General features: G+C 37.5%; 26 protein-coding genes and 1 pseudogene. 2 read left to right on the forward strand and 25 right to left on the reverse strand.

What is annotated here, in order from left to right:
- Window positions 1-9 precede the first annotated feature (9 nt).
- The 6 genes from BMX63_RS10915 to BMX63_RS10940 form a co-directional block, all read right to left on the reverse strand.
- On the reverse strand, window positions 10-2,205 hold the full coding sequence (locus BMX63_RS10915; RefSeq protein ID WP_093135360.1) for a RelA/SpoT family protein: 2,196 nt from the start codon (window positions 2,203-2,205) through the stop codon (window positions 10-12).
- 175 nt (window positions 2,206-2,380) lie between these two features.
- On the reverse strand, window positions 2,381-2,893 hold the full coding sequence (locus BMX63_RS10920) for an adenine phosphoribosyltransferase (protein ID WP_093135363.1): 513 nt from the start codon (window positions 2,891-2,893) through the stop codon (window positions 2,381-2,383).
- Window positions 2,883-5,222 (reverse strand): single-stranded-DNA-specific exonuclease RecJ, encoded by a 2,340-nt coding sequence (gene recJ / locus BMX63_RS10925; protein WP_093135367.1) that lies wholly within the window; start codon window positions 5,220-5,222, stop codon window positions 2,883-2,885. Before recJ ends, BMX63_RS10920 begins: the two co-directional genes overlap by 11 nt.
- 167 nt (window positions 5,223-5,389) lie before the next feature.
- A complete protein-coding gene (locus BMX63_RS10930; protein ID WP_093135370.1) occupies window positions 5,390-5,722 on the reverse strand; it encodes a LapA family protein in 333 nt (110 codons plus the stop codon).
- 200 nt (window positions 5,723-5,922) lie between these two features.
- Window positions 5,923-8,196, reverse strand: a complete 2,274-nt coding sequence (gene secDF, locus BMX63_RS10935; RefSeq protein WP_093135373.1) for a protein translocase subunit SecDF — start codon at window positions 8,194-8,196, stop codon at window positions 5,923-5,925.
- 72 nt (window positions 8,197-8,268) lie between these two features.
- On the reverse strand, window positions 8,269-8,565 hold the full coding sequence (locus tag BMX63_RS10940) for a post-transcriptional regulator (RefSeq protein ID WP_093135375.1): 297 nt from the start codon (window positions 8,563-8,565) through the stop codon (window positions 8,269-8,271).
- A gap of 213 nt (window positions 8,566-8,778) precedes the next feature.
- Between BMX63_RS10940 and spoVB the strand changes: the two genes are divergently transcribed.
- A complete protein-coding gene (gene spoVB / locus BMX63_RS10945; protein WP_093135378.1) occupies window positions 8,779-10,329 on the forward strand; it encodes a stage V sporulation protein B in 1,551 nt (516 codons plus the stop codon).
- Between the two features lie 39 nt (window positions 10,330-10,368).
- Here spoVB and BMX63_RS10950 read toward each other — a convergent pair whose 3' ends face one another.
- Both BMX63_RS10950 and BMX63_RS10955 read right to left on the reverse strand, forming a co-directional pair.
- Window positions 10,369-11,022 carry a DUF421 domain-containing protein gene (locus tag BMX63_RS10950; protein ID WP_093135380.1) on the reverse strand — a complete coding sequence of 218 codons (654 nt, stop codon included), beginning with the start codon at window positions 11,020-11,022 and terminating at the stop codon, window positions 10,369-10,371.
- Window positions 11,023-11,076: 54 nt separating this feature from the next.
- Window positions 11,077-12,381, reverse strand: a complete 1,305-nt coding sequence (locus BMX63_RS10955; RefSeq protein ID WP_093135383.1) for an ArsB/NhaD family transporter — start codon at window positions 12,379-12,381, stop codon at window positions 11,077-11,079.
- A gap of 170 nt (window positions 12,382-12,551) precedes the next feature.
- Between BMX63_RS10955 and BMX63_RS10960 the strand changes: the two genes are divergently transcribed.
- Window positions 12,552-12,929: a TIGR04086 family membrane protein gene (locus tag BMX63_RS10960; protein WP_093135385.1), complete on the forward strand. Its 378-nt coding sequence runs from the start codon at window positions 12,552-12,554 to the stop codon at window positions 12,927-12,929.
- A gap of 46 nt (window positions 12,930-12,975) precedes the next feature.
- Here the strand turns inward: BMX63_RS10960 and yajC are convergent, their stop codons facing one another.
- From yajC to BMX63_RS11040, 17 genes and pseudogenes are all read right to left on the reverse strand, one after another.
- Window positions 12,976-13,242 (reverse strand): preprotein translocase subunit YajC, encoded by a 267-nt coding sequence (gene yajC / locus BMX63_RS10965; protein ID WP_093135388.1) that lies wholly within the window; start codon window positions 13,240-13,242, stop codon window positions 12,976-12,978.
- 21 nt (window positions 13,243-13,263) lie between these two features.
- Window positions 13,264-14,400 carry a tRNA guanosine(34) transglycosylase Tgt gene (tgt, locus tag BMX63_RS10970; protein WP_093135391.1) on the reverse strand — a complete coding sequence of 379 codons (1,137 nt, stop codon included), beginning with the start codon at window positions 14,398-14,400 and terminating at the stop codon, window positions 13,264-13,266.
- An 18-nt stretch (window positions 14,401-14,418) separates the two neighbouring features.
- Window positions 14,419-15,447, reverse strand: a complete 1,029-nt coding sequence (gene queA / locus BMX63_RS10975) for a tRNA preQ1(34) S-adenosylmethionine ribosyltransferase-isomerase QueA (protein WP_093135393.1) — start codon at window positions 15,445-15,447, stop codon at window positions 14,419-14,421.
- Between the two features lie 17 nt (window positions 15,448-15,464).
- Complete coding sequence (locus BMX63_RS10980) at window positions 15,465-15,665, reverse strand: DUF2905 domain-containing protein (protein ID WP_093135396.1); 201 nt, start codon at window positions 15,663-15,665, stop codon at window positions 15,465-15,467.
- Window positions 15,658-16,662 carry a Holliday junction branch migration DNA helicase RuvB gene (ruvB, locus tag BMX63_RS10985; protein WP_093135400.1) on the reverse strand — a complete coding sequence of 335 codons (1,005 nt, stop codon included), beginning with the start codon at window positions 16,660-16,662 and terminating at the stop codon, window positions 15,658-15,660. The genes BMX63_RS10980 and ruvB overlap by 8 nt, the downstream gene beginning before the upstream one ends.
- Window positions 16,663-16,702: 40 nt before the next feature.
- Complete coding sequence (gene ruvA / locus BMX63_RS10990; protein ID WP_093135402.1) at window positions 16,703-17,326, reverse strand: Holliday junction branch migration protein RuvA; 624 nt, start codon at window positions 17,324-17,326, stop codon at window positions 16,703-16,705.
- 148 nt (window positions 17,327-17,474) lie between these two features.
- The gene (locus BMX63_RS10995; RefSeq protein ID WP_177167268.1) at window positions 17,475-18,047 is read right to left on the reverse strand and encodes a BofC C-terminal domain-containing protein; all 573 of its coding nucleotides are present in this window, start codon (window positions 18,045-18,047) and stop codon (window positions 17,475-17,477) included.
- A 137-nt stretch (window positions 18,048-18,184) separates the two neighbouring features.
- Window positions 18,185-18,910 (reverse strand): YebC/PmpR family DNA-binding transcriptional regulator, encoded by a 726-nt coding sequence (locus BMX63_RS11000; protein ID WP_093135408.1) that lies wholly within the window; start codon window positions 18,908-18,910, stop codon window positions 18,185-18,187.
- A gap of 371 nt (window positions 18,911-19,281) precedes the next feature.
- Window positions 19,282-19,752, reverse strand: coding sequence for a YhcN/YlaJ family sporulation lipoprotein (locus tag BMX63_RS11005; protein ID WP_093135410.1), 471 nt, complete (start codon window positions 19,750-19,752; stop codon window positions 19,282-19,284).
- A 71-nt stretch (window positions 19,753-19,823) separates the two neighbouring features.
- Window positions 19,824-20,564: an NAD(+) synthase gene (gene nadE, locus BMX63_RS18505; protein WP_093135479.1), complete on the reverse strand. Its 741-nt coding sequence runs from the start codon at window positions 20,562-20,564 to the stop codon at window positions 19,824-19,826.
- A 285-nt stretch (window positions 20,565-20,849) separates the two neighbouring features.
- A pseudogene (locus tag BMX63_RS18855) lies at window positions 20,850-21,554 on the reverse strand (phosphotransferase); the annotation flags it as partial.
- Window positions 21,551-22,741 carry a SafA/ExsA family spore coat assembly protein gene (gene safA, locus BMX63_RS18040; RefSeq protein ID WP_177167269.1) on the reverse strand — a complete coding sequence of 397 codons (1,191 nt, stop codon included), beginning with the start codon at window positions 22,739-22,741 and terminating at the stop codon, window positions 21,551-21,553. The pseudogene BMX63_RS18855 and the gene safA, both read right to left, overlap by 4 nt.
- Before the next feature lie 203 nt (window positions 22,742-22,944).
- Window positions 22,945-23,820: a prephenate dehydratase gene (gene pheA, locus BMX63_RS11020; RefSeq protein ID WP_425441477.1), complete on the reverse strand. Its 876-nt coding sequence runs from the start codon at window positions 23,818-23,820 to the stop codon at window positions 22,945-22,947.
- 15 nt (window positions 23,821-23,835) lie between these two features.
- On the reverse strand, window positions 23,836-24,285 hold the full coding sequence (locus BMX63_RS11025) for an ACT domain-containing protein (protein ID WP_093135419.1): 450 nt from the start codon (window positions 24,283-24,285) through the stop codon (window positions 23,836-23,838).
- Window positions 24,286-24,357: 72 nt separating this feature from the next.
- Window positions 24,358-25,638 (reverse strand): GTPase ObgE, encoded by a 1,281-nt coding sequence (gene obgE / locus BMX63_RS11030; RefSeq protein ID WP_093135422.1) that lies wholly within the window; start codon window positions 25,636-25,638, stop codon window positions 24,358-24,360.
- Between the two features lie 12 nt (window positions 25,639-25,650).
- Window positions 25,651-26,169 carry a Spo0B domain-containing protein gene (locus BMX63_RS11035; protein WP_093135425.1) on the reverse strand — a complete coding sequence of 173 codons (519 nt, stop codon included), beginning with the start codon at window positions 26,167-26,169 and terminating at the stop codon, window positions 25,651-25,653.
- 329 nt (window positions 26,170-26,498) lie between these two features.
- A partial coding sequence (locus BMX63_RS11040) for an IS3 family transposase (protein WP_143060150.1) occupies window positions 26,499-26,812 on the reverse strand: 314 nt, incomplete at its 5' end.

Below are 26,812 nucleotides of genomic sequence, written 5' to 3' on the forward strand. Positions count from 1 at the left end.
TCTATCTCCTTACTGAATCTTTCTTCGTACAGTGTATACATCAGGTATTTGTTTAACGCGATCAACAATTTTTCGTAAATGACTAATATTATGAATCATGATCGTTATATTTATAGTTGCCATTTGTTTTTGGTCTGATTTGCCGGTTACTGCAGTAATACTTGTTTTCGTTTCGTTTATTACTTGTAAGACTTCATTTAGTAATCCATGGCGATCATAGCCTGAAATTTCGATATCCACACTAAATTGTTTACTGTCGCTGCCAGCACCTTCCCATTCAACCTCAAGAAGTCTTCCTTGAATTTCATCTGTTTTCACATTAGGACAGTCTGCACGATGGACGGATACACCACGTCCTTTCGTAATATATCCAACAATTTCATCGCCTGGAACCGGATTACAGCACTTTGATAATCGAATTAATAGGTTATCGACCCCTTTTACTTTTACGCCTGAATCAGCTTTCGGTTTTTTCCTGCTTCCTACCTCTTGTTTGACTTCTTCTAGTGCTTTTTCAAAATCCTGTGTTTTCTTTTGTTTTTTCACCTTATCTGCTAAACGGGTGGCAATTTGAGCAGCAGTAATTCCCTGGTATCCAACCGCCGCATACATGTCTTCCTCATTATTAAAATTAAATTTTTCACCGACTTTACGCAAATTTTCTGGTGTCAGAACCTCTTTCAAATCGACATTCAGCTGGTTTAATTCTTTTTCTATCTGCTCTTTCCCTTTGGCGATATTTTCCTCTCTCTGCTGTTTCTTAAAGAATTGCTTAATTTTATTTTTGGCTTGTGAGGTTTTAGTGATTTTCAGCCAATCTCGAGATGGACCATAGGAATGCTTTGAGGTCATGATTTCAACGATATCCCCGGTCTTCAATTGATAATCTAAGGGTTCCATTTTGCCATTTACCTTGGACCCAATAGTCTGATTTCCAATTTCAGTATGGATTCGGTAAGCAAAATCAATGGGAACCGATCCTGATGGCAATTCAAGCACATCACCCTTTGGTGTGAATACGTAAACCATGTCTGAAAATAAATCCATCTTTAATGTTTCCATAAATTCTTCAGCATCATGGGTATCATTTTGCCATTCAAGAATCTCTCTAAACCAGGTTAATTTGTCTTCAAAAGAACGTTTCTTATCCAGTTGTTTATCTTCTTTATATGCCCAGTGAGCTGCAATTCCAAACTCGGCAATCTCATGCATGTCTTTAGTACGTATCTGCACTTCTAAAGGATCACCTTTAGGACCTATGACCGTTGTGTGCAGGGATTGATAAAGGTTAGGCTTTGGCATGGCAATATAATCTTTAAATCGACCTGGCATTGGCTTCCAGCAGGTGTGAATAATTCCTAAAACAGCATAGCAATCCTTAATACTGTTTACGATGACACGTACTGCAAGTAAGTCATAAATCTCATTAAACTGTTTGTTTTGCATAACCATTTTTCGATAAATACTATATAAGTGCTTCGGACGACCTGAAATTTCCGCCTGAATATTCACATCATTCAACTGCTGATGAATTTCATCAACCACATCATGAATATAATATTCACGCTCATTTCGCTTTTGTTTCATTAAATTCACAATGCGATAATACTGCTGAGGATTGAGATAACGTAAGGCTGTATCCTCTAACTCCCATTTGATCGTTGAAATACCTAAACGATGGGCAATAGGTGCAAAAATTTCAAGCGTTTCATTAGCTATTCTCCGCTGCTTCGGCGGTGGTAAATGTTTGAGTGTGCGCATATTATGAAGACGGTCTGCCAGCTTGATTAAAATCACACGAATATCCTTTGCCATGGCAACAAACATTTTCCGGTGATTTTCTGCTTGTTGAGCTTCTTTGGACTTATATTTTATTTTTCCTAATTTAGTTACCCCATCAACAAGCATAGCCACTTCAGCGTTAAACTCATCCTCTAAATCTTCAATCGTTACATTCGTATCCTCAACAACATCATGAAGGAAGCCACACGAAACCGTTGCTGGATCCATTTCGAGTTCAACTAAAATGCTTGCTACCTGAATAGGATGATTGATATAGGGTTCGCCGGATTTGCGAAATTGCTCTCGATGAGCATTTTCGGCATAATGGTAGGCACGCTGTACGAAATCAACATCCTTTTCGGGTAAATATTTAGATGCGCCTTGAATCACATCTTCGGCTGTTAAGATATTATCAGTAGACATGGAATCACCTTATATTTTCAAAAAACTAAAATTTTTGATTGTTTATACATTATTATAAAATTCTTATACATTTGTAAAGCAAAAACTATAATCTTTTCATAAACCTAAACAAGACGATAAGAATATAATGAGAAGAAAGAGTCCTCTCTAAATAGAGCACTCTCTTTCTTCCCTGTTAATATTCCATTAATGTTAATACATCATAGCCTTGAAGCTTTTCACGACCATGTAAATAAGAAAGTTCAATTAAAAATGCACACCCCGCTACAATTCCGCCTAACTGCTCAACCAGATTAATGGTTGCTTCTATTGTACCACCGGTTGCAAGCAAGTCATCTGTAATCAAAACGCGTTGTCCTGGTTTAATTGCGTCTTTATGAATAGTTAAAATATCTTTCCCATATTCCAATCCGTAATCAACTTTGATGACTTCACGGGGAAGCTTTCCTTCCTTTCGTACAGGTGCGAAGCCTACTTCAAGAGCATAGGAAACCGGGCAGCCAATGATAAAGCCACGAGCTTCAGGACCGACAACTAAATCAATATTTAATTGATCGGCGTAGGTGACAATTTCGTCTACTGCAGATTTAAATGCCTTTCCATTGTCCATTAAAGTCGTTATATCTTTAAATTCAATTCCTTCCTTGGGCCAATCATTTACAAGTGTAATATACTTTTTATAATCCATGTGCAACTTCCTCCTTCAAGTGGTCACCCGTCATCTGCTCGTTGAACCACTTTTTCAATTCTTTATAAGTCGAATAATATAATGTTTTCTCAACTTCTATTTGATTCATTTTCAATTGATAGGTAGCAGATTCCGTTAAATCCTTTTTAGCTGGTTGTTTAACGTATACTAGTTCTCTATCCTCTATTCTAACAAATTGCAACTCTAAAAACACTTTTATCATAAAGTCCAGGAAATTCAAAGACCACCCACGTGACCTGGCAAGTGCTGATCTTTCTTTATCTAAATCCAGACTTCCCCGTTTCATCATGATGCCATAAAACCATTTAAAGTGCTCCCGATTCGGGATTTGATTAAAGTAATTTTCTTCGTTCATTTTAAAATAAGCAAAGATATTTTTGGGATTTAATTCCTTTAATACTTCGGTCACCTGATCTAAAGATAATGGAAGATCAATAAACCATAAATGGGACCCATCATAAGATGTTGTTTCTTTCCACTGGTCAATATGAAACACTTGAAGATGCTTGTACATCCAATCTTCTATTTCGGTTGATGAATCAAAATAGATAGCGACATGATTCTGTGTATCTAAATCCTGAATCTGCTTTTGCAAGTGTTTAGTTCCACGAAAATCAAATAATTGCCATTCCAAAATTTCCAGGTCTTTCATCATAATCTGCAGCTTTTTATGGCCATTCCATTCATTAATACTTAGCTCTCCAACAATAGATATTTTCGCATGAGGAGAAATTCTAGTATATAAATGGCCCATGCCAAAGCCCACAGCGTCAATTATTTTAGTATCTTCCTGGAAGTTCATTTTTAAATGATTCTGATTGGCGCCAATCAAACGAATTTCTTTGGGATCCTTCTCAGCTAATTGAAAAAGTGGTTTTGGATTGCCCATACCAAATGGAGCCAATTGTTCGATTTCATGAATTAACTCAACACTAATCTCTCTCATGTTCATCTGCTTATCAATCGTTAAAATAGGCTGAAAATCTGTTTTAGAAAGCTTCTTATTAGCTAATTCACTAAGATTGTTACGTAAAGGACTGATTTCATCTACTGCAACTGTCATTCCTGCTGCCTGGGCATGTCCACCAAAGCTGATAAACCGATCCTTAATTTCCATACAATTTTCAAATAGGTTAAATGCTTCAATACTTCGAGCGGAGCCTTTAGCCTCCTGTTTATCTGTATCTATCCCTAAAACAATCGTGGGCTTGGAGTAAGACTGAACAAGACGGGAGGCAACAATCCCTAATACGCCGGGATTCCAGTCTTCTTTAGCTACGACTAAAACGCCATCTTCATGAAAACCGTTCTCCTCAATCATTCCCTGGGCCTCTTTTGTAATCTCAGATACTAACTTTTGACGTTCCTGGTTTAAACGTTGTACCTCTTCAGCTAGTTCCCGGGCCACCTCTATGTCCTGCTCCAGTAATAAATCTACAGCAAGTGAAGCATCCTGTAATCGGCCAACTGCATTTAACCGTGGACCGATTCCAAATCCGATATTTTCTTCTGTCACATCTCCCTCAATGCCGCAAACCTCTTTCAGCATCTTAATACCTGGACGATTGGAAGATGTCAAAGACCTCAACCCATAGTATACAAGGACACGATTTTCAGCTTGTAAGGGGACTAAGTCCGCAATCGTTCCAATCGATACAAGTTCAAGTAAATGCTGGGGAAACGTCCCCAAAAGTGCATGAGCAAGTTTAAAAGCAACCCCCACACCTGCTAATTCATCAAAAGGATAAGTAGAGGAGACTTTGGGATGGATAATCGCTACGGCTTCTGGCATTTCCTCCTGAGCTTCGTGGTGATCGGTAATAATCAAATCCACACCTAACTCCTTTGCTATGTTCGCTTCATGAACGGCCGCAATTCCGGTATCAACAGTAATAATCAAAGAAATATTCGCTTCCTTCGCCTGTCGGAAAGCAGCCTCATTAGGTCCATAACCTTCTGTGAAACGGTTGGGTATGTAAAAATCCACAATCGCTCCCTTTTCTCTTAAAGCTTCTATTAGAACCGTTGTGGAGGTTACACCATCTGCATCATAGTCTCCAAAAACCAAGATTTTTTCCTGATCTAGTATCGCTTTTTCAATTCGGTCAATGGCTTTTTTCATATCTGAAAATAAAAAGGGATCATGGAGATCCTCTAAGGTAGGTGATAAAAATCTTTTTGCTGTATTTGTATCCTTAATGCCTCTATTCATTAAAAGCTCTTTCGTTATCTTTGATATGGGTAAGTCAATGACAGATTCATCATCTTGCTCTTCTTTCACATGCCATTGTGCTTTACTTTCAATCATAAATTCACCCCTAACGAACCTATTATACTAGAGGTTGTCAGGGGTAGCAAATCGAATTTCCTTCCACATATGGTTTGGCAATATTCACAAATATTGTTAATCATTCTGCCTTAGTTAAACGCAATTTAAACAAATCACCCTTTACATTATGAAAATTATTAAAAAATCTATCGTTTTGACGTATCTGATTCGTTTGTTTCATCCTTTGTGATGTCCTCATTTTCCAATGCTATTTCACGATTCTCATGGTTTGGATCATTTTGATGGTGTTCTTGTTTTAACTGCTTAAGCGTCCTCTGCAGCCGGTAGATTTTCACAAATCCAAACGCTGCGGTCATGACACTTCCCATTAAAACAGAAATTAATATAACCAAGATTAAGGGAGCTTCTCTAGTAAAAAACAAAAAATTTACTGGTACAGCATCCACATTAATGACAGCAAATATCGCAACAAGTAATGCGAAAATAATAGCAAATATAATGGATGTTTGTGCCTTCATCACCTGTCACCTCTTCACTATAAAGTGTAATTGATTGATTCCGTGCTTATGCATAAGAGGCTGGGACAACAGTTTTTTGTCAAAGAAAACGAAAAGAAATGGATAGGATGGAGGCTGCAGAATCCCGCTCCGGAAATACCTTTCATTGATCTTCTTTAGATGGATTGTCTTGGATACGTCCCAGCCTCTTAAACACTTTTTTATACCTGTGGACCACCAGTTTGCTTTTTCTTTTCAAATTGAATAGGCTTCTTATCAAGCATTTTTCCTCTCCATACAAGCCATATTTGAGCAGCAAGGAATAAAGAAGAATACATGCCGACAATCAAACCAACCACTAATGCAAAGGAGAAATTCGTAATAGCTGTTGCTCCGAAGATTAAGAGCATAAGAGCAGCAGCAATCGTTGTGATCGTTGTATTCACACTTCTGGTTATGGTTTGCATTAAACTCTTATTCACTATTCCTGCCAGCTCTTTAAATGATTTCACCCTTCTCCTCATGCGTAAATTTTCTCTAATACGGTCAAAAGTTACAATCGTATCATTAATAGAATAACCAACAATCGTCAAAATAGCTGCAATAATGGTAATATCAAATTCCAATTGGAAAATACTGAATAAGGCTAATACAAAGAATGCATCATGCAGCAATGCAATAATTGCTGTAAGGGCAAAATAGAACTCGAACCTTATGGTTACATAAATAATGATGCCAATGGATGCAATTAAAACAGCTAAAACTGCATTTTTAGCGAGCTCCTGGCTCACCTCAGGTGACACCGTGCCCACATTCGGTTCATTACCATATGTATCAGTAAAATAAGCTTTCACATCTGCTATTTCATCTTCTGATAATACACGGTCAAAGCGTACCATCACGATTTCGTTTTGATCACCGGCTCGTGTATACTCTTCAGGTTCTAATCCTAATTCTTCAAATCCATTTTCTACTTCTTCAACTTTTATCGTATCGTCTGCGAGGACCTGAACACGGGAACCGTTCGTAAAATCGATTCCTAAATTTAATCGGAAAGCAGAGAGGAATATAACCCCTACCACAATTAATACCGTAGAAGCCATAAGAAATTTCTTACGATGCTTTACAATATCAAAGAATTTCCCGAAAAATGTTGGCTCTACTTCCTCACCTTTTGTAATATCTTTAATTTCGTTTTTCTTCACACCAAACCAGCCTGGTCTTTTATTTAAGAACTTGCTGTTTACCCAAAGCCCCATTAATAAACGGGTACCATAAACAGCAGTAACAAAACTTACTAAAATACTTACAATTAACATAGTCGCAAACCCTTTTACAGAGCTTGTTCCATACATAAATAATACCGCTGCAGCTATTAATGTTGTAATATTGGCGTCAAAAATAGCTGAAAGAGATTGCTTATTCCCTGAACGATAAGCCGAGAGTGTGCTTTTACCTGCTTTTAACTCTTCCCTAATCCGTTCAAAGGTAATAACATTCGCATCAACTGCCATACCAACCCCGAGCACTAATGCGGCCAGACCTGGTAAAGTTAACACACCGTTCATAAGATTAAAAATGAGTAAGATTAAAAAGATATAGGCACTGATGGTAATAACAGACACAACTCCAGGAAAGCGGTAGTAACCAATCATAAATAAGAAGATTAAACCAACGCCAATAGCACTGGCAATGATTGTTTTATTTAACGACTGTTCACCAAATTGGGCACCGACGGATTCAGAATACATTTCTGTCATATTTACAGGTAGAGATCCTGCGTTTAAGATATCCGCTAAACGCTGTGCAGAATCCACCGTAAAGTTGCCACTAATCATAACCTGACTTGTATTTAATGTTTCACCGACAGTGGGATCGGAAACATATTTAGGATCTTCCTTATTGGATTCCGCCTGGTATGTATCTCCCTCTTCATAATCCATCCAAATAACAAGACGGTTATCGTCAGGGCCAGGAATAGCAGGGTCATTCATGTCAGCAATCTTACTTGTGACATCAGCAAATTTACTGGCACTCTTCAAATCTACGGTAACAATCGGTTCATTTGTGTTTGGATCGAAGTCTTGCTGTGCACTCCCTTCCACAATATCCGAACCATTTAAATACTCTTTATCATTCACGTCACGAAAGGATAAACGTGCCTGTGTCGACAGCAACTCACGAGCCTCTGACTGATCCTGAATACCTGCCAGTTGCACACGTATACGGTTATTCCCTTCTATATCAATTTGGGTTTCACTAATCCCTAGAACATCAACCCGTTCACGTAACGCTTCTACTGTTGCATTCATAACCGTACTATTGATTTCCTGATCTTCATCAATAGGCTCTACTTCATATAAAATTTCAAATCCACCCTGCAAATCAAGGCCTAATGGAATGCCTTTAGAAATATTCGTTGTCGTTGTTCCGATTACTCCTGCCAAAATGAATGTGATTAGGAAAAAAGCCATTATTCTACCTTTTTTAACCATGTTGTCGTGCTCCTCCTTATATTACACCTTGAACAAAACAAACCCTTATGTACAAAACCTTCATGCTATTCTCTATAAATCATTTCCAGTAAGTGCCTCAATCTGTGCCATTAAATCATCATTTCGTTCCTGATAAATTTCCCGAGCTAAATAGCTCATAAATACCCCTGAGTCTAAATGCAGAATATCCTGAACCACTTCATATAATCGTTTATCAATGTCCTTTTTCCACACTTTCTTTATCAGACAATTCCACACCTGCTCTTCGGTAGCTTTGTCGTAGCCGAGTACATGAAGCTCATCGACTTTACTTTGTAAAGCAGGTGAAACAAATGTGTGCCATTCTGTAACTGTCCTTACATCTTTCATGAACCTGCCCCCTATAGTACTTACCTTCTCAAATAAACTCAAAAAAACAGAAATCCTCCATTCATTTTAAATACATATAACAAAGAATAATGTCACGTCTAAACGTGATAGAAAACAAAAAAGCTATACAGGGCTTGTCATGCTTGACCACCCTTCATGCATATACATTCATTGTATACGATTTTTACACTTTTGAGAAGGCAGGGCAAATACATGGCAAAACAAACATTCATACAAGGTACTCTTGTATTAATTATTGCTGGTTTAATAACACGATTTTTAGGCTTTATCAATCGCATTGTTGTTGCACGAATTATGGGCGAAGAAGGGGTAGGTCTGTATATGATGGCCTTACCTACTCTATTTCTTGTTATTACGATTACCCACTTCGGTTTACCTGTAGCCATTTCAAAAAGAGTTGCAGAGGCAGATGCTAAAGGGGACCGGCAAAAAATAAAGAAGATTTTACTCGTAGCTTTTTCTTTAACATTTATTTTAAGTACCATTTTCACCCTTGCATTTATTCTGATATCGCCATTTGTTGCACAATATTTATTAACGGATCATCGAACATTATATCCTTTACTTGCCATTAGCCCTATTATACCGATTGTAGCTATGTCCGCGGTACTGCGTGGTTATTTTCAGGGACTGCAAAATATGAAGCCACAGGCCATTTCTCAGGTAATAGAGCAGCTTGTGCGAATTACCCTTGTTGCTTTTTTAACCAAGCTATTATTACCCTATGGCGTTGAATTTGCGGCTAGTGGTGCAATGATTTCCGTAATAATAGGAGAATTTTGCTCCTTAATGTTTATCATTTATCAATTTAAGCATAAAAAACGCATAAAGTTAAGACGAAACATTGGACAATCGTTACAAAAGGCTAAAGGAACATTAAAAGAATTAATGTCGATTGCACTCCCTACAACAGGAAGCGGAATAGTGGGAAGACTCTCTCACTTTCTAGAGCCTATTCTAGTCTCACAAAGTTTAGCAATTGCGGGTTATACGGTGACGCAAAGCACTAAATTATATGGAGAATTAACCGGATATGTCTTACCCTTACTGTTTTTGCCTACATTTATTACGACATCTTTATCGACAGCACTCGTTCCATCCATAAGTGAAGCTGATGCCAAAAATCAAGTAAAGCTTATTCACTTCCGAATCCATCAATCGATTCGGTTATCCTTTGCATCCGGAGCTTTTGCAACCATTATTCTTTTTATTTTTGCTAAGCCGATTCTTACCTTTATGTACAATGATCCAGATGCAAGCCGATTTGTTACACTAATGGCACCATTCTTTATTTTATTGTACTTTCAGGCACCATTGCAGGCAGCCCTGCAAGCCTTAGATTTGGCCAAGCAGGCAATGTATAATAGTATTATTGGATCTGTCGTTAAACTATCCACACTTATCATTCTTGCTTCACAGCCTCAATTCGGAATTACAGGGGTCGTATTAGCTATTATTGTCGGCGTAGTCCTTGTGACCCTTCTACACTTTGCGGTTTTAGTCAAGCATATACAGTTCAAGCTTCCATTCGGGGATATTTTGAAGATGATGAGTCTGCTTCTTATCACATACTATTTAGGGCATAACCTTTATAATCTTTTTCCTAGAGCGGAAGTAGAAATTCTTTCATTATTAATTGTGTTCGTAATATTAGCTGCGTTCTATATCCTGTTGTTATTTATTTTTCGATTTATTACAAAGGACGAATTAGTTCAGCTTCCTCTCTTTAACAAACTAAAATAATTCAGGGAAAAGAGGCTGTCCCATTAAACAGCCTCTTTTTCATTCCTTATTTAAATTTGACTCATCAACATAAAGCGTTCCATCTTTATTCATAGAACAATAGGAAATGGAGTCAATCTGATTATAACCTAATTTCTTCAATTCTTCCTTAAGCCAATTTTCATCCTTCTCTATCTGCTTTAGGACATGGTGCTGTATGGTTCCGTCTGAAATCAAAGGTGAATAAATCTGGACCGGATTATTCTTCTTTTCAAATACAGATAATTTCCCGTTTGGTTCCAAAATAGCTAACTCTACATCCTGAACCAGTTGAATTCCTTTTTCATGAAGATTAATAAGCAAATCGTCCATATTATAACGCTGATGTTTCATTTCCTGTTCATCAATTTTGCCATTTTGAATGATAATCGAGGGCTTACCATCCAGCATCTCTCTTACCTTTTGACTTTTTAATGAAATTTTAGCTGAGAGCCTTTGTATAATCAATAAAATGACCATCGGCACAATACTATAAAAGAAGCCTTTTTCCAGATTCTCAATCGAAATAACCGCCATTTCAGCCAGCATAATGAAAATCACTAAATCAAAAATGCTAATTTCGCCAAGCTCTCTTTTCCCCATCAAACGTAAAATCAGAAAGATGATAAAGTACATTCCTAACGTTCGAAGCACAACGATTAAAATGGCTTCCATGCTTCCACATCCCTTACCATAACGCTTCCTTTAGGTTTTGATAAAAACATGCATTTATACAATGGAACCTTGTAAATAAGGAAGCAGGTAACGCAAAAATAAATAAATCGTTGCAATAATCAATGAAAACAAGACAACAGGCATACCATATTTCATAAAGCGCAGAAATGAAATTCCCTTTCCATAGCTGGCCGCTATACCAGCTACAACTACATTAGCTGATGCACCTACTAATGAACCATTTCCTCCTAAGCAGGCTCCTAAGGCTAGCGCCCACCATAAAGGATCTAAATAGAGCATTCCAAATTCCTTAAATTCTTCAATGACAGGGATGGTTGCTGCAACAAAGGGTATATTGTCCACAATGCCTGAAGACAAACCTGCTATCCATAAAATCATCAGTGCAGTAGTAGGCAAGTCCCCATCTGTAATATCAATTATCCCTTTAGATATTTCATCAATTACCCCTGTTGCCTGTAATCCACCAACTAATATAAATAGACCCATAAAGAAAAATAAGGTTAACCACTCAACTTCCTTAAAAACCACTTCAGCATTCAAATCCTGATCTGTAAGAAGAAGTAGTAATAATGCGCCACATACAGCGATAGTGGTTAAATCTACATGTAATATTGGATGGAGTAAAAAGCCAATAACCGTTAATGATAATACAAATAAAGATTTATACAAAAGGGGCGATTGGATTAAATACTCCTCAGGATTAAGTTCCTGAACTTTCGTAATATTTTTTGGGTCAGACTTCAAAGACTTTCGAAATAATGAAACCATTAAAAATAAAGTACTAAAAAAAATGATAAGAACAATGGGTGCAAGATTTGTTAAAAAAGACATAAAGGTTAAATGTTCTACAGCTTGGCCAATCATAATGTTTGGTGGATCCCCAATTAATGTAGCTGTCCCCCCTATATTTGAGCTGAAGATAATCATAACCAGATAAGGAAATGCAGGCAGCGACAAAATCGATGTAAGATTTATAATAACCGGAACAAATAACAAAACCGTTGTAACATTATCCAACAATGCTGATCCCAAAGCAGTAAGACAGGAAACTACGATTAAAAGCTTGACAGGTTCTCCCTTTACCTTTTGAGCAAGTAATAATGCTATATATTCAAAAAAACCTGTTTTTTGCGTGATGGAAACCAGCACCATCATTGAAAACAATAACGAGATAGTATGCCAGTCGATATAAGAATAAAAGGCGTCATCCCACGTAAAAAGACCCGCGCAAAGCATTAATATTCCACCCGTTAACGCGACCAATGCACGATTAACCTTTTCCAAAATGATAAATAAATAACTGATTAAGAAAATCGCAATTGAAAATGCAGCTTCCATACCATTTCTCCTTTTCCCATTTCTGACTAATTCAATCTTTTCTTCCTGCAAAATCCTTGCTTAACTATATATATTCATGTCCTTACACAAAATATTTTCATTCTATTTTAAATATTCCTGAATACAATCATTTAATAAGTGGACAAGGAGAAACAAGGGGGAGTGAAAAAATGGTAATAAAAAGATTTGTAGCCTTATTGTATGGTTGGATTACCATTTTCCTATTGATGTTGGTGAGCAGTTTTATTTTAGCGTTAATCATTCGCTTTACGGATATGGGCGAAACAATCTTACATTGGGCAACATTCGGATTAGGTATTGCTTATGTTTTTGCAGGTGGAACTTTTGCCGGTATAAAGGGAAAAGAACAGGGATGGATGTTAGGAGCTTTAACAGGATTAGGCTATAGTTTATTTATTTTCCTCTATCAGTTTTTAGCTTATAATCAGCTTTTCAATAGTGAGCAATGGCTTTATCATGGGCTTTTTCTCGCAGCTGCTGTTTTAGGCGGGATTACAGGAGTTAATTTTCAGGCAAATCAGGAGTAATCATAAAAAAGAGGATGTCAACCGTAGTTGCATCCTCTTTGTCTCATTATTCTTCATCATTTTCACTGCTTACCACTTCTCGAACGGCATTACGATCATATGTAAGCTTAGTACCATCATCTACTCTTACAACAATAGTACCTTCATCTAACGCATGAATCGTTCCATGCATTCCACCTATGGTAATAATCTTATCTTCTTTTTGCAGATTACTTTGCATTTCCCGTACTTTCTTTTGTCGTTTTTGCTGTGGACGAATGAGTAGGAAATAAAAGATAACGAAGAACAATACAAGCATAATTATTGGTTCCATGTATGTTTCACCCCTTTCAGCTTAAAAGTTTTTTGCATTTGGCTTGTTAAAACCATATTGTTCAAAGAATTCTTCTCGAAAGTCACCTAGACAATCATCTTTAATTGCTTGGCGTACTTGTCCCATCAATTTTACCAAAAAATAAAGATTGTGATAAGTAGTAAGTCTAAATCCAAAAGTTTCATTCGTTTTGACTAAGTGACGAATATATGCTCTTGAATAATTTCTGCATGTATAACAGTTGCAATGTTCATCAATCGGCGAAAAATCCCGGGCATACTTTGCATTACGCACTACAAGTCTCCCGGTTGATGTCATACAAGTTCCATTTCTGGCTATCCGGGTAGGTAAAACACAATCAAACATATCTACTCCACGTATAGCGCCGTCAATAAGAGAATCAGGCGACCCTACGCCCATTAGATATCTAGGTTTATGCTTTGGTAACAAGGGGGCAGTATAGGATAACACTTCATTCATTACATGCTTCGGCTCGCCTACTGACAAACCACCTATTGCATAACCAGGAAGATCTAATGAGACTAAATCTTTTGCACTTTGCCGGCGCAGATCTTCATATTCTCCACCTTGTACAATTCCGAATAGACCTTGTTCATCCGGCCGCTTATGAGCTTTGAGGCACCTTTCTGCCCATCTGCTCGTCCGTTCAACAGAGGCCTTCATATATTCATATTCAGCTGGATACGGTGGGCACTCATCAAAGGCCATTATAATATCAGAACCTAATGCATTTTGAATTTCTATCGCTTTTTCCGGTGACAGGAATAGCTTTTCCCCATTTAAATGGTTGCGAAAATGTACGCCTTTTTCAGTAATATCCCGCATATCACTAAGACTAAATACTTGGAAGCCACCCGAATCGGTTAGTATGGAGCCATCCCAATTCATAAAAGAATGAAGCCCTCCAGCTTCCTTAATGATATCTTCTCCAGGTCGTAACCACAAATGATACGTATTTGAAAGGATAATATGAGCTCCCATTTCCTCTAATTCTTCAGGACTCATGGTTTTTACTGTAGCTAAAGTCCCAACAGGCATAAAGACAGGCGTTTCAAATGATCCATGTGGAGTGGTCACCTTTCCTAAGCGTGCCCCAGTTTGTTTATCTTCTTTGATTAGTTCATATTGTATTGCCATTTTGATACACTCCTAAAATTATTCGATGAACATAGCATCACCAAAGCTAAAAAAGCGATATTTCTTTTGCACAGCCTCTCTATAAGCGTTTAACACAAATTCCCGGCCAGCAAATGCACTAATCATCATAATTAAAGTAGACTTTGGCAGATGAAAATTGGTTATTAAAGCATCAACAGCCCGGAACTGATAAGGCGGATAAATAAAGATGTCTGTCCATCCTGATTGGGCTTTGAAGTCTCCATCCTGATCTCTGGCTATGGTTTCTAATGTCCGGGTAGATGTTGTCCCCACTGTTATAATACGATTTCCTTTTGCCTTTACATCATTCAGGAGTTCTGCTGTTTCTTCATCCATATGATAAAACTCAGCATGCATTTCATGATTTTCAATATCATCCACATTAACCGGACGAAAAGTTCCAAGACCAACATGCAGAGTGACATAAGCCATATGTACTCCTAGGTTTTGAATTTCGTCTAATAATTCTTTTGTAAAATGTAAACCAGCTGTTGGTGCAGCAGCAGAACCTTTTTCTTTTGCATATACCGTTTGATAACGGTCCCGATCGTCAAGCTGTTCCTTAATATAAGGGGGAAGAGGCATTTCCCCAAGCTTATCCAGCTGTTCATAAAATATTCCATCATAGTGAAATTCTACAATCGCTCCACCATGCTCTTTTTTTTCCTGACATATACAAGTCATGAGACCATTGCCAAATTCAATTCTGGTTCCTTCTTTGACCTTTTTAGCAGGTTTCAAAAGAACCTCCCATTTGTCCCCTCCAACCTGATGCAATAGCAGGATTTCTATTTTTGCCCCTGTATCTTGCTTTACACCAAATAGACGGGCGGGTAGTACCTTTGTATTATTTAATACTAAACAATCACCTGGATTTAAGTACTCAACAATATTATAGAAATAACGGTGTGACATTCTTTGTTTTTCCCGATTTAAAACCATTAATCGGGACTCAGACCGATTTTCCAATGGTGTCTGGGCTATAAGAGATTCTGGTAAATCAAAATCAAAATCTTCTACTTTCATGATGTATTCAAACCTCTCTAACGAAATTTACTTAAAATATAAAAGATAAGGGATAAGACAATACTTACGACGATTGATGTCATAATGGGAAAGAAAAAGGTCACATTGCCTTTTTTAAAGGTGATATCCCCCGGAAGCTTTCCAATCAAACTCCATATCAAACCAATCAAAACAAAGACAATTCCTATAACGATCATTATTTTCCCAAAATCATTCAATTTTAGGAACCTCCCGATTGAAATGATAGTAAGCGTTAGAGGTGACTACTCTTCCTCTTGGGGTACGCTGTATAAAACCAATTTGCAGTAAAAATGGTTCATACACATCTTCTATTGTTTGGGATTCCTCACCAATCGTTGCCGAAATCGTATCTAATCCTACCGGTCCGCCCTTAAACTGATCCATAATCCCTAATAAAAGCTTATGATCAATATGGTCCAGACCTTGTTCATCCACTTGCAGCATTTTTAAAGCCTTCTTGGTTGTTTCCATCGTTATGGTTGTTTCTCCATTAACTTGTGCAATATCACGAACCCTTTTCAGCAGTCGATTAGCGATTCTTGGTGTTCCCCTTGATCTTCTGGCAACTTCAGTCGCTGCATCATACTCAATACCAATATGAAAAATATCTGCTGTACGTTCCACAATGTTTCGTAAATCCTTGGTTTCATAAAAGTCCAGACGACTTAACACACCAAAACGATCTCTTAAAGGTGCTGTTAAAAGTCCAGCTCTTGTTGTAGCACCAACCAGAGTAAAAGGAGGCAAATCAAGCCTGACTGATCTTGCACTAGATCCCTGTCCTAATACAATATCTAAACAGAAATCCTCCATAGCTGGGTAAAGTACTTCTTCAACAGAGCGTGGCAAACGATGAATTTCGTCAATAAATAATACATCTCCCGGCTCAAGAGATGTTAAGATTGCGGCTAAGTCTCCTGCTTTCTCTATGGCCGGACCTGATGTTGTACGAAATTGCACACCCATTTCATTGGCAATGATAGTGGCAAGCGTCGTTTTTCCTAAACCAGGTGGTCCATATAATAACACATGATCTAAAGCTTCATCACGTAATTTGGCAGCTTGAATAAAAATACTTAAGTTCTCTTTTATTTTTTCCTGGCCAATATATTGACTTAATGTCTCAGGTCTTAAGCTATATTCAATTGAAGAATCTTCTTCCTGAAGCTCCCCAGAAATCATCCGTTCCTCCATAACATTGACCTCTCCTTACTACTTCTAACAAATTCTACGATTACCCCTGAACCATCAAGGATAATCCCGCTTTTACATAATCATCGATAGTTGAACAGTCTGCTTGTCGTAACTGCGGTGAAATTCGTTTAATTTCCCGATCGGAATAACCTAATGCTTTTAGTGCTTCTAAGGCTTCTTCAAACTCTTCCTGATTTGATTGTGTAGACTGAGTTTCGTCTAAATTATTCTCATTTAGACTCTTATCAGTTGATTGATTCATCCATTCCGCAACGTTTCCTTTTAAGTCTAGTATCATTTGTCTTGCTGTTTTTTTGCCTACTCCTGGAAATTGTGTTAAGAACTTTTCATCTTCCTGCTCAATGGCAAGTGCAATATCATACACACTTGTTGTGGCTAAAATACTGAGTGCACCTTTGGGTCCAATACCTGAAACATTCAACAGTTTAGCAAATAATTGTTTTTCTTCATATTGCCTAAATCCATATAATAATTGTTGATCTTCTCTTACATAATGATATGTATAAATACGAACTGATTCATTTATTTGTTGCTGAAATTGATAAGGATTTGCACAAACAACTTCATATCCTATTCCATTAACTAATACGAATACTGAGCTTTCTTCAATCGCATCGATCTTTCCTTCTATAAATGCAATCATGGTTACTTCCCTTTCTATTTATGAATAGCGTAATCCTCCTTTTATTTTATCATACTTAATACAGGCATAAAGGATGAAAACTCATAAAGCGTACTTTTGCCAGTATCTTCTTTCCGTACAAAAAGGTTGACCCAGGAGATACGACATCTCAAGAGTCAACCAAATCGTCAACAGGTTCTGTACTTGCATATTCCTTGAAGGTCTGCATGACATTTTTAAAAGTGGACTTTTTATCCACTTTAATGCCCGATTTTAATTGATCCATTCGAAAACTTTCCAGCTTCTCTACATCAATTTGGTAAAAGGCCTTAATGACTTCACTATCCTTAGGCTTTCCATTAAAAATGGATAACACATTATTTTCATTTAAACCGATATAGCCATTTTCCTTTACAGCAGGTGACAAGTCATCTACTTCTTTCTGAAAGACAACCCGCCCTTCTTTTTGCTGCAGGAGATTCCAGTCTTTATAATTAGCCCAAAAGTCTCGTAATGACCAGACCGTTTCTCTATTGACCTCTGTTTCTATATTTCCATCAAGATACTTTCGTTTTAGCACAACTTCAAGTTTTAATGGTTCCTGCTCCCAAACCTTTTTTTCTTTCTTTGTTTCCTCATTTGAAACAGATTGGTTATCTGTGATTGGTGCAGCAAATCCCTCAAATGTACAGAACAAGAGTATACATACAACAATAGGGAATATGGAACTTTTCCATTTCATGTCCATCACCCCTTCCTCATAAAATTACGACTGTCACTCACGGCAAATACATACATAAAAAATGAAAAAAGCCCTATTTCCATTTTTTCCAGAAATAGAGCTTTTAATCATTTTTCCTAATAAATCTTAAACAATCTTTATACTTCCATATTATGATAGATATCTTGTACATCTTCACTATCTTCAAGCATATCAATTAATTTATTCATTTTATGCTCTTTATCCTCAGATACCGTTGTTGAATTTTGCGGAAGCATAGTTACTTCTGCCGTATCAAACTCATATCCTTTTTCCAAAAGAGTATCTCGAACCTCTGTAAATGAGTCAGGATCCGTATAAATTTCAAACACATCCTCACTCGTTTCCATTTCGTCTCCTCCAGCTTCTAATACGTCCATCATAAGATCATCTTCATCAATGTCATGATCACTGCGATCAATAACAAGATATCCTTTTCGGTCAAACATAAAGGAAACACAGCCATTCTCACCTAAGTTTCCACCGTTTTTTGAAAAGGCATGACGCACTTCTGATGCAGTGCGGTTCTTATTATCAGTAAGGACTTCAACCATTACAGCAATTCCGCCTGGACCATACCCTTCATACACTGTTTCTTCATACTGAACACCGTCCAGTCCACCTGTTGCTTTTTTTATCGCACGATCTATATTATCATTCGGCATATTATTGGCTTTTGCTTTTTCAATAACGGTTCGAAGGTTTGGGTTTGTTTCGGGGTCTCCTCCACCTTCTTTAGCAGCTACATATAAATCCTTCGCATATTTCATAAAAATTTTACCTTTTTTGGCATCCTGAGCATTCTTACGTCTTTGGATGTTTTTCCATTTAGAATGACCAGCCATCGTTCATCTCACCTCTCCACATCATGCATTTCTTTTATTCATTAATACTATACCATATACCTAAACAAACAGAAAAGCGGAGTCAACTGGTTAGATCCTGCCATATAAGCAAAGACATGGAGTGGCATACTATTTGCCACGTAAAGCTTATATCAGCCTGGACCTAGGAGCCGCAGCTGAACATAGAGAAGCGGAGGTGACCGCTTAGACCCGACTGCATAAACATAAATCACGGAATGGCATGGGTTTTGTCAGAGGCTCTCGAACTGCCCGCAGAAAGCGAGAGTGCTGAAGCGAAAATCAATATCGATGTTTATCAGAGCCAATATAAAAAAGATGCAGGACAAAACGACCTGCATCTTTTTTATATTTTATGGTCTTGTCAACATATTTCTTACTCGGTTAAAATAGGCTTCATCTGTATAAATCGAAACGTTTTTATCATCCATTTCAAACTTTTCAATGACATCCCGCACTCGGTTTGGTATAACAGGATTTGCTCTTTGACGATTAACAATATCCAAGGCCACTACCAATCGATCATCGTTCACCACGACTTCCGCCTGGTTTACACCTTCAACTTTCAAAATTTCCTCTTTTAAACGCCTGGATAATTCATTATCTGCTTCCTCCAGATTTTGATTAGGCGCTTCTATATTTGTATATTCACGTACGTTTTCCTCTCTGTTTGTATCATTTTGCTGAGTAGTATTATTCTCTCGATATTTCACCGGCTGTGTATTCATGTTATTGTTATGATTTTGTGCTTCATCTTCATTCCCGCCACATGCGACTAGAAACATTACACTTGTCAATATAATAAGAAACAGGACTCTTTTCACAAAAAGCACCTCCTTTTCACTCTTATTGTGCAAAAAGGAGATGCTTTTTACTCGTTATCTATCCGAAAATCCTAGAATTTTGGTGGTGACTTAGGAAGCTCTCGTTTATGAGCTGTTCGTTCATGCATATTTTCAATAATATTCTTATCTTCTTCAGGTACTGATTCTCCACGGATATATTTATCAATATTGTCATAAGTTGTACCCATTTCGTGTTCATCTGTCTGGCCTTCCCATAATCCTGCGCTTGGTGCTTTATTAATGATTTCATCAGGTACACCTAGTTCCTTAGCAAGCTCCCGAACTTCCCCCTTCGTAAAATGAAGAAGCGGAACAAGATCTACTCCTCCGTCTCCAAATTTCGTAAAATAACCGGTATACCACTCAGCTGCGTTATCTGTTCCTGTTACTAAATAACCGTAATTTGTTGCCATGGTGTATAGTGTACTCATTCGAAGTCGTGCCCTTAAGTTTGCATCAGCAAGACGTGCTTTAGATTCATTCAACTCGTTTTGTTCTTTTAACTGATTTTGAATCGTTGAATAAAGGACTTCATGACTTTCGGTTAGGTCTACTTTAATACTCTTAATTCCAGAACTTTCAACAACCATTTCCGCAAATTTCTTATCATCTGGGTTACTCTTACAAGGCATAATGACCCCAAGTGAATCATTTGGGAAGGCACGCTTAATTAAGTGGGCGACAACAGCTGAATCAATGCCACCGCTAATCCCGACTAATAAGCCATTAACACCCGACTCTTTTACTTGATCCTGCAGCCATTTGGTTAATTGGTCAATTTGATTCTTCATATCGTGATTCCCCTCTTCTTTACTATAATGATATATCTTACCATATTTTGTTGCTCTATCAAAAAATTTCTGACGTTGTGTCCAAAGATGCTGAAATTTTTGTAAATAACTTGCTATCTCTTTTTGAGAGGGATTATTTCGCAGAAAATGAAGCCATTCTCGAAACAAATCACTGGGAAACAAGGTACCATAAAGAAAATAAGACTGGTTCTCTAAGGATTGAAATATCGGGTACTGAAACAAATCGTCAAACCGATTTAAGCCTTCAATTAAAAATCGTTGCGCCAATTGAATCCATTCATATTCATAAGGGGCATACTGAATCAAATCAAAATCAATTAAATATATCCCTTCACTGTTTCGTATAAAGTTGTGACCGGCATTATCGCCATGTATTAAGAAGCGGTTTCTTTTTGCCTTTTCCTCTATTTTTCGCCATTTTAATTTTTCCATACTTTTTAATAATTTGTTAGTCTGAGTAACGATTTTATTATAAAAAAGGGTAGCCTGATTTTGAACAAAAATATCTTTTGTACGCAAAAACCTTTTATACCTTTCCTCGGTTTTCTGTATAAAGGGTTTGGGTTTCGTTTGTTTGATAGATAAGCCTTTCGTTATAGTATGAAATTGTTGTAACAGTTCTATGGCTGCCTCTCGATCTTCATGATTATTGTAGTTCAACTTCTTTCCTTCCACGAAGGGACTTAAACACCAATATTGACCTGCAGAATCTTTCAGCCATCTTTCTCCATTCGGAAAGGGAACAAATGTAACAAAATGATTCCTATTTTCTATTTGTAAAGAAAGCGACCACACCTTTAATGCATTTGAACCATAACACTTTACAATCCACCATTGATTTTCCGCATAAACTTTAAATACATTTTTCTTGACAGGAATAATTTCCAGACAATCAAAATCGCCCTTTCCCTTTAAAAAAGAATGGAGACGATCCATAAAGGAATCGTCTCTCCATGAGTTTAATTTCATTCTTTATCCTCATCTTCCCTTCCCCAATTAAAGGATTGAGGGAATTGTCCTTGATAATATGGGCTTTGGCTCATATTTTGCTGAAATGGAGCCTGTTGGTTATATGGGGCAGGATAACCATATTGACCACCTGCTGGGAAAGGACTTTGATTTTGCATAGAATATGGAGAACCCCATGTTTGAGTTTGATGATTCATTCCTGGTCCCCATGAATGCTGACTATAGCCAGGTTGACCACTCCATTGTTGAGAGTAAGGGTTCTGATTATTCCCGTCTTTCCATTGATTAGGATTCATTTCATCAGGCATTTCAGGCATTTCCAGTGAAGAGGATTCATCTTCTATTTCCATTTTCTGATAGTTTGCTGTATGGTGAACATTCTGACTAGGTGCTGGCATTTGTGATGGCATTTGCGTTGGCATTTGATTTGACATTTGATTCGGCATTTGATTCGGCATTTGATTCGGCATTTGATTCGGCATTTGATTCGGCATTTGCACAGGATTCATGCCGCCCATTTGCTGCGGATAGTACACTGGATAAACAGGCATGTAATACGAATTCATACCTCCGCATCCACATGGTTTTTTAGGGACATGGTGATAGCCCATATATTGCTGCTTAGGTACTTGTGGATAATGGACCTGTTGATGCATGTAAGTTTGGGGACTATAGTTGTACATGTCTACACTAATGCTTTCTTCTTCATCTTTATGAATCATTGGCATCTTTGGCATTGATGGTATTTCCGTCTTCTTTTCCTCAACTTTTTTCGGTTTTTCCTTGTAAGGCATCATCTTCTTCTCTATCGGCTTTTCATCCTCTTTAATAACTGGTGACATTTCGGGAGATTTGTCAATATAAGGATGCTTCGTCGGCTGCTTTTTTTCAGGTTGTGTTTCAGCTTTCTTTTGCTGTTGCGGCTGGGGCTGTGCAGGTTGCTGCTGTGGCTGTTGTTGTGGCTGTTGTTGTGCAGGTTGCTTTTCTGCTCTCTTACTGTCTTCCTCTTCTGTTCTTTCCATTTTAACCGGCTTGGTTTCTGAAGGTACTTTAATTTTCATCCCCGGCAAAATTTGTTCTGGGTTGGATAATTGTGTATTATAATCTTTTAATTTTTCAAGATCTACATCATATTTTTGAGCAATCTCCCTTAACGTATCGCCTTTCTGTACAATGTGAATTTTCAATTGAATTGCTCCTTTCCTTCATTTACAATCTGTTACACGAATCCATATCAATATCAGCATATGCACAGAAATAAAAATGTTGAGGCTATGGTCTATATTTATCCTGAAAATTGTTATATAAGTTATTGACTGTTCCTCCTATACCATAAAAAAACCGCCCCCAACATCGGGACGGCATATTGATAAAGTTTCGCTTATTTATTTCATGATTTAATTTCCCTCGTCGTAATCATGTATTTTGGATAAGTACCTAATACAGAGACCTCACATCCAAGTGCTTGTAACTCCGCCTTAGCCCCAGAAAATAAGACATCGTCATATTCCTGATCTACATCAATGATAAAAAAATAATTCCCAAGGCCTGTTTTCATCGGTCGGGATTCTATTTTGGACAAATTCATTTTTCTCCATGAAAAGGCAGATAATACTTGGTGAAGAGCGCCGGCATAATCACGGGGTAATGTCACCATAATAGTGGTTTTAACCCCTTGTTTCTTTAGTTCATGTATAGGAACGGGGTCTTCTTTTTTTCTCAGTACGACAAAACGGGTATGGTTATTGGGATAATCATGTATATCTGAATTTAGGATCGTAAGGCCGTACTCATTGGCTGCCCTTTCGTTTCCTATTGCAGCAAGATTTCCCCCTTTACTATGGACCACTTGGGCTGCTTCACCTGTAGAAGTTGTGTATTCTAAATCAGCATAAGGAATGTTCTGATGTATAAATTGATGACATTGGGCAATGGCCTGCGTGTGAGAATAGATTTTTTCGATTTCTTTCATTTCCCCTCTAAAAGAAGGGTGAACTAATAAATGCTGGGTAATGGGTACCGTTGCTTCTGCAACAATAGGTAACGGAACCTGGTGTATTAAATAATCCAAAGTTAAATGAACAGAACCTTCTATAGCATTTTCTATAGGGACTACCCCTAAATCTGTATCACCAGATTCGACTGCATCAATACAAGCCGGAATCGTTTTGTAACTAACCGATTGAATGTTATCTTGAAACAAACCATTTACAGCCATTTCTGTAAATGTTCCTTTTGGACCTAAATAACCTACTCTATACACAATCTTTCCCCCTGATTTCTATGCTCCAGAACTTAAAATTTCCACACGTATGACAAAATCAAGCTTTTTTAATTGCTGTAATAACTGATCAATCTCGATATTCATGAATGATGTATTGATGGACAACGTTACATTTGCTTTTCCTTGAAGCGGAATAGTCTGATGAATGGTTAAAACATTGCAGCCGGCCTTTGCAACAATATGAAGCAAATCTGATAACGTACCTGTTCGATCTTCTAAATAAAAGAATAATGTAATCATTCTTTCTTTTACCATAGCCTGAAAAGGAAATACGGTGTCACGATATTTATAAAAGGCACTTCTGCTTAAATCCACCTGTTTAACGGCTTCATGAATCGAAGACACCTTTCCTCGTTCCAGTAATTCTTTAACTTCTAACGTTTTTCTCATGGACTCTGGTAAAACATCACTTCGTACTAAATAAAACTTCTCATCAATTTGTGCCACAATTTCTTCTCTTCCCCTCTTTTATGGCTTTTTTCATCAAATTCATTCCTCCGTATGCATGATCATGTATGACTACTCAATAAATTCAAATTCAAAGTCCAATAAGCGAACGGTATCACCGTCACTTGCCCCTCGTTTTCTGAGAGCATTATCTACCCCTAATTTGCGGAGCTGTCTGGAAAATCTTTGAACAGACTCATCATGCGAAAAATCCGTCATTTTAAATAGCCGTTCAATTTTATTGCCTGAAATGACATAAGCGCCATCAGAATCACGGGTAATTTTAAAGTCATCTTCCTCCTGCTTATGACGATAAACAACCCGTTCTTCTTCTTTTTCTTCCTGCATCTCAAATTTAGGTGTTTTATCTAATAAATCCGCAATTGCAAATAGTAAATCATGAAGTCCCTCTTTTGTAAAGGCTGATATTGGATAAACTTGAATATCCGCATCTATTTTTTCTTTAAATCCCTGTAAATGGTTTTCTGCTTCTGGCATATCCATTTTATTCGCAACGATGATTTGAGGCTTTTCTTCCAAACGCTGATCATATTGTTTTAGTTCACGATTAATGGTGACATAATCTTCATATGGGTCTCTTCCCTCAAAAGAAGACATATCAATTACATGCACAATAACACGAGTACGTTCAACATGTTTTAAAAACTGATATCCAAGTCCTACTCCTTCATGGGCACCTTCTATCAATCCTGGTAAGTCAGCCATCACAAAACTTCGATGATCGCTTGTTTCAACAACACCTAAATTAGGCGCTAAGGTCGTAAAATGATAATCGGCAATTTTAGGTCTAGCTGCACTGACTGTGGATAAGAGAGTTGATTTTCCTACACTGGGAAAACCAACTAAACCTACATCCGCTAACACCTTTAATTCTAATTGTACTTCTAACTCCTCACCAGGTTCTCCATTTTCCGCTATTTCCGGAGCACGATTTCTAGCACTTGTAAATCGTATATTCCCCCGACCACCACGGCCACCTTTTGCAATGATAGCCGTTTGTTTATGAGTAACTAAATCAGCGATAACCTCACCTGTTTCGGCAATTTTCACGGTTGTTCCAGGTGGCACAGAGACTTTAAGAGGATCAGCATTCTTTCCGTGCATGCTTTTTCCCATCCCATTTTCGCCTCGTTTTGCTTTAAAGTGGCGTTGATAACGAAAATCCATTAACGTATTCAGGCCCTCATCAACCTCAAATACAACATCCCCGCCGTTGCCACCATCTCCACCTGCAGGGCCACCTTTTGGTTCATATATTTCACGGCGGAAGGCTACACTTCCATTCCCGCCATCTCCTGCTTTCACATAAACTTTAACCTGATCAACAAACATACTCTCACCTCATTACGAAAGCCATAATCTTATGCTTAAGCCATAATTATCAATCTCGATATTTTGTACAAATGGCTCTCTCAATAAATTGTTCTTTAATTCATGATGTTTAACAAATGATCCTTCAAAAGTAATCTTCATTTTGATGTAGCTATTATATTTATAAAGCACCAAATTTCCATTATAGATTTGCTCGTTTGAAACATGTTTATGTAGCTGTTCCATCATTTCTTCACATGTATGAACAAGAGTTCTGTCAATGGAGGACAAATTAGCATAATCCAATTCTATTTTATAGGATAACCGAAATAAATCGTATGTAGAATTAAAATTCAAAACCCACAAAGTGAATGCTGGTCCATTTAGATTAGAAAGCTTACGTTCTTGAGACATAAGATTCAAAAGGTTATTCGTATTTTCCTTAACCTTTTCTATTTTATCCATTTGAGCGTATCCTTGAATTAATTGCAGATGATTTAATAAGTCATGCCGGTAGTGTCGAAGTAAGTCTACCACTTCCTCGTCTTTCATCAAACTCCCCCTTCGTACACTCTCATAAAGAAAACAGTCAAAGAAAATTATAGCAAATTTTGGCCCTTAAGGATACCATAGTCATATGGAGTAGCAGGATTTTCGTTACGGAAGGGATTGCTGTAACAGCGAGAGGCTAAACACTAATCTGTTTGCAAGAAAAGCGGAGGTAAACAATCAGGTTTAACTGATTAAACGGTTTATGGCAATATTACATTTATTGACATGGCCACCCGGCTATTTGAAAGGGTATCTCCTTTAGAACTGTTAGTTAACGAAAAAAAAGACTTTAGCCTCTGTGCTGAACCCTAAAAGTTAGACCAAAATATTTAAGCAGCTAGTTGACTGGTATGCAGACGGTATTCCACCGGGCTCATGCCAGTCAATTTTGCTTTTATCCGTTCATTGTTATAGTAAAAAATATAATCAGTTACTGCTTGCTTAAGCTCTTCAAATGATTTATAAACTTTACCGTAATACATTTCCTGTTTCATTAGCCCAAAGAAATTCTCCATTGGTGAATTATCTAGACAGTTTCCTTTTCGGGACATACTTTGAAAGATACCATTATCTTTTAGTTTCTTTACATACCTCTTCATTTGATAACCCCAGCCTTGATCAGAGTGTATAGTAGTTCGATAGG

Source organism: Salinibacillus kushneri (genome assembly GCF_900111405.1).
Lineage (GTDB): Bacteria > Bacillota > Bacilli > Bacillales > Alkalibacillaceae > Salinibacillus > Salinibacillus kushneri.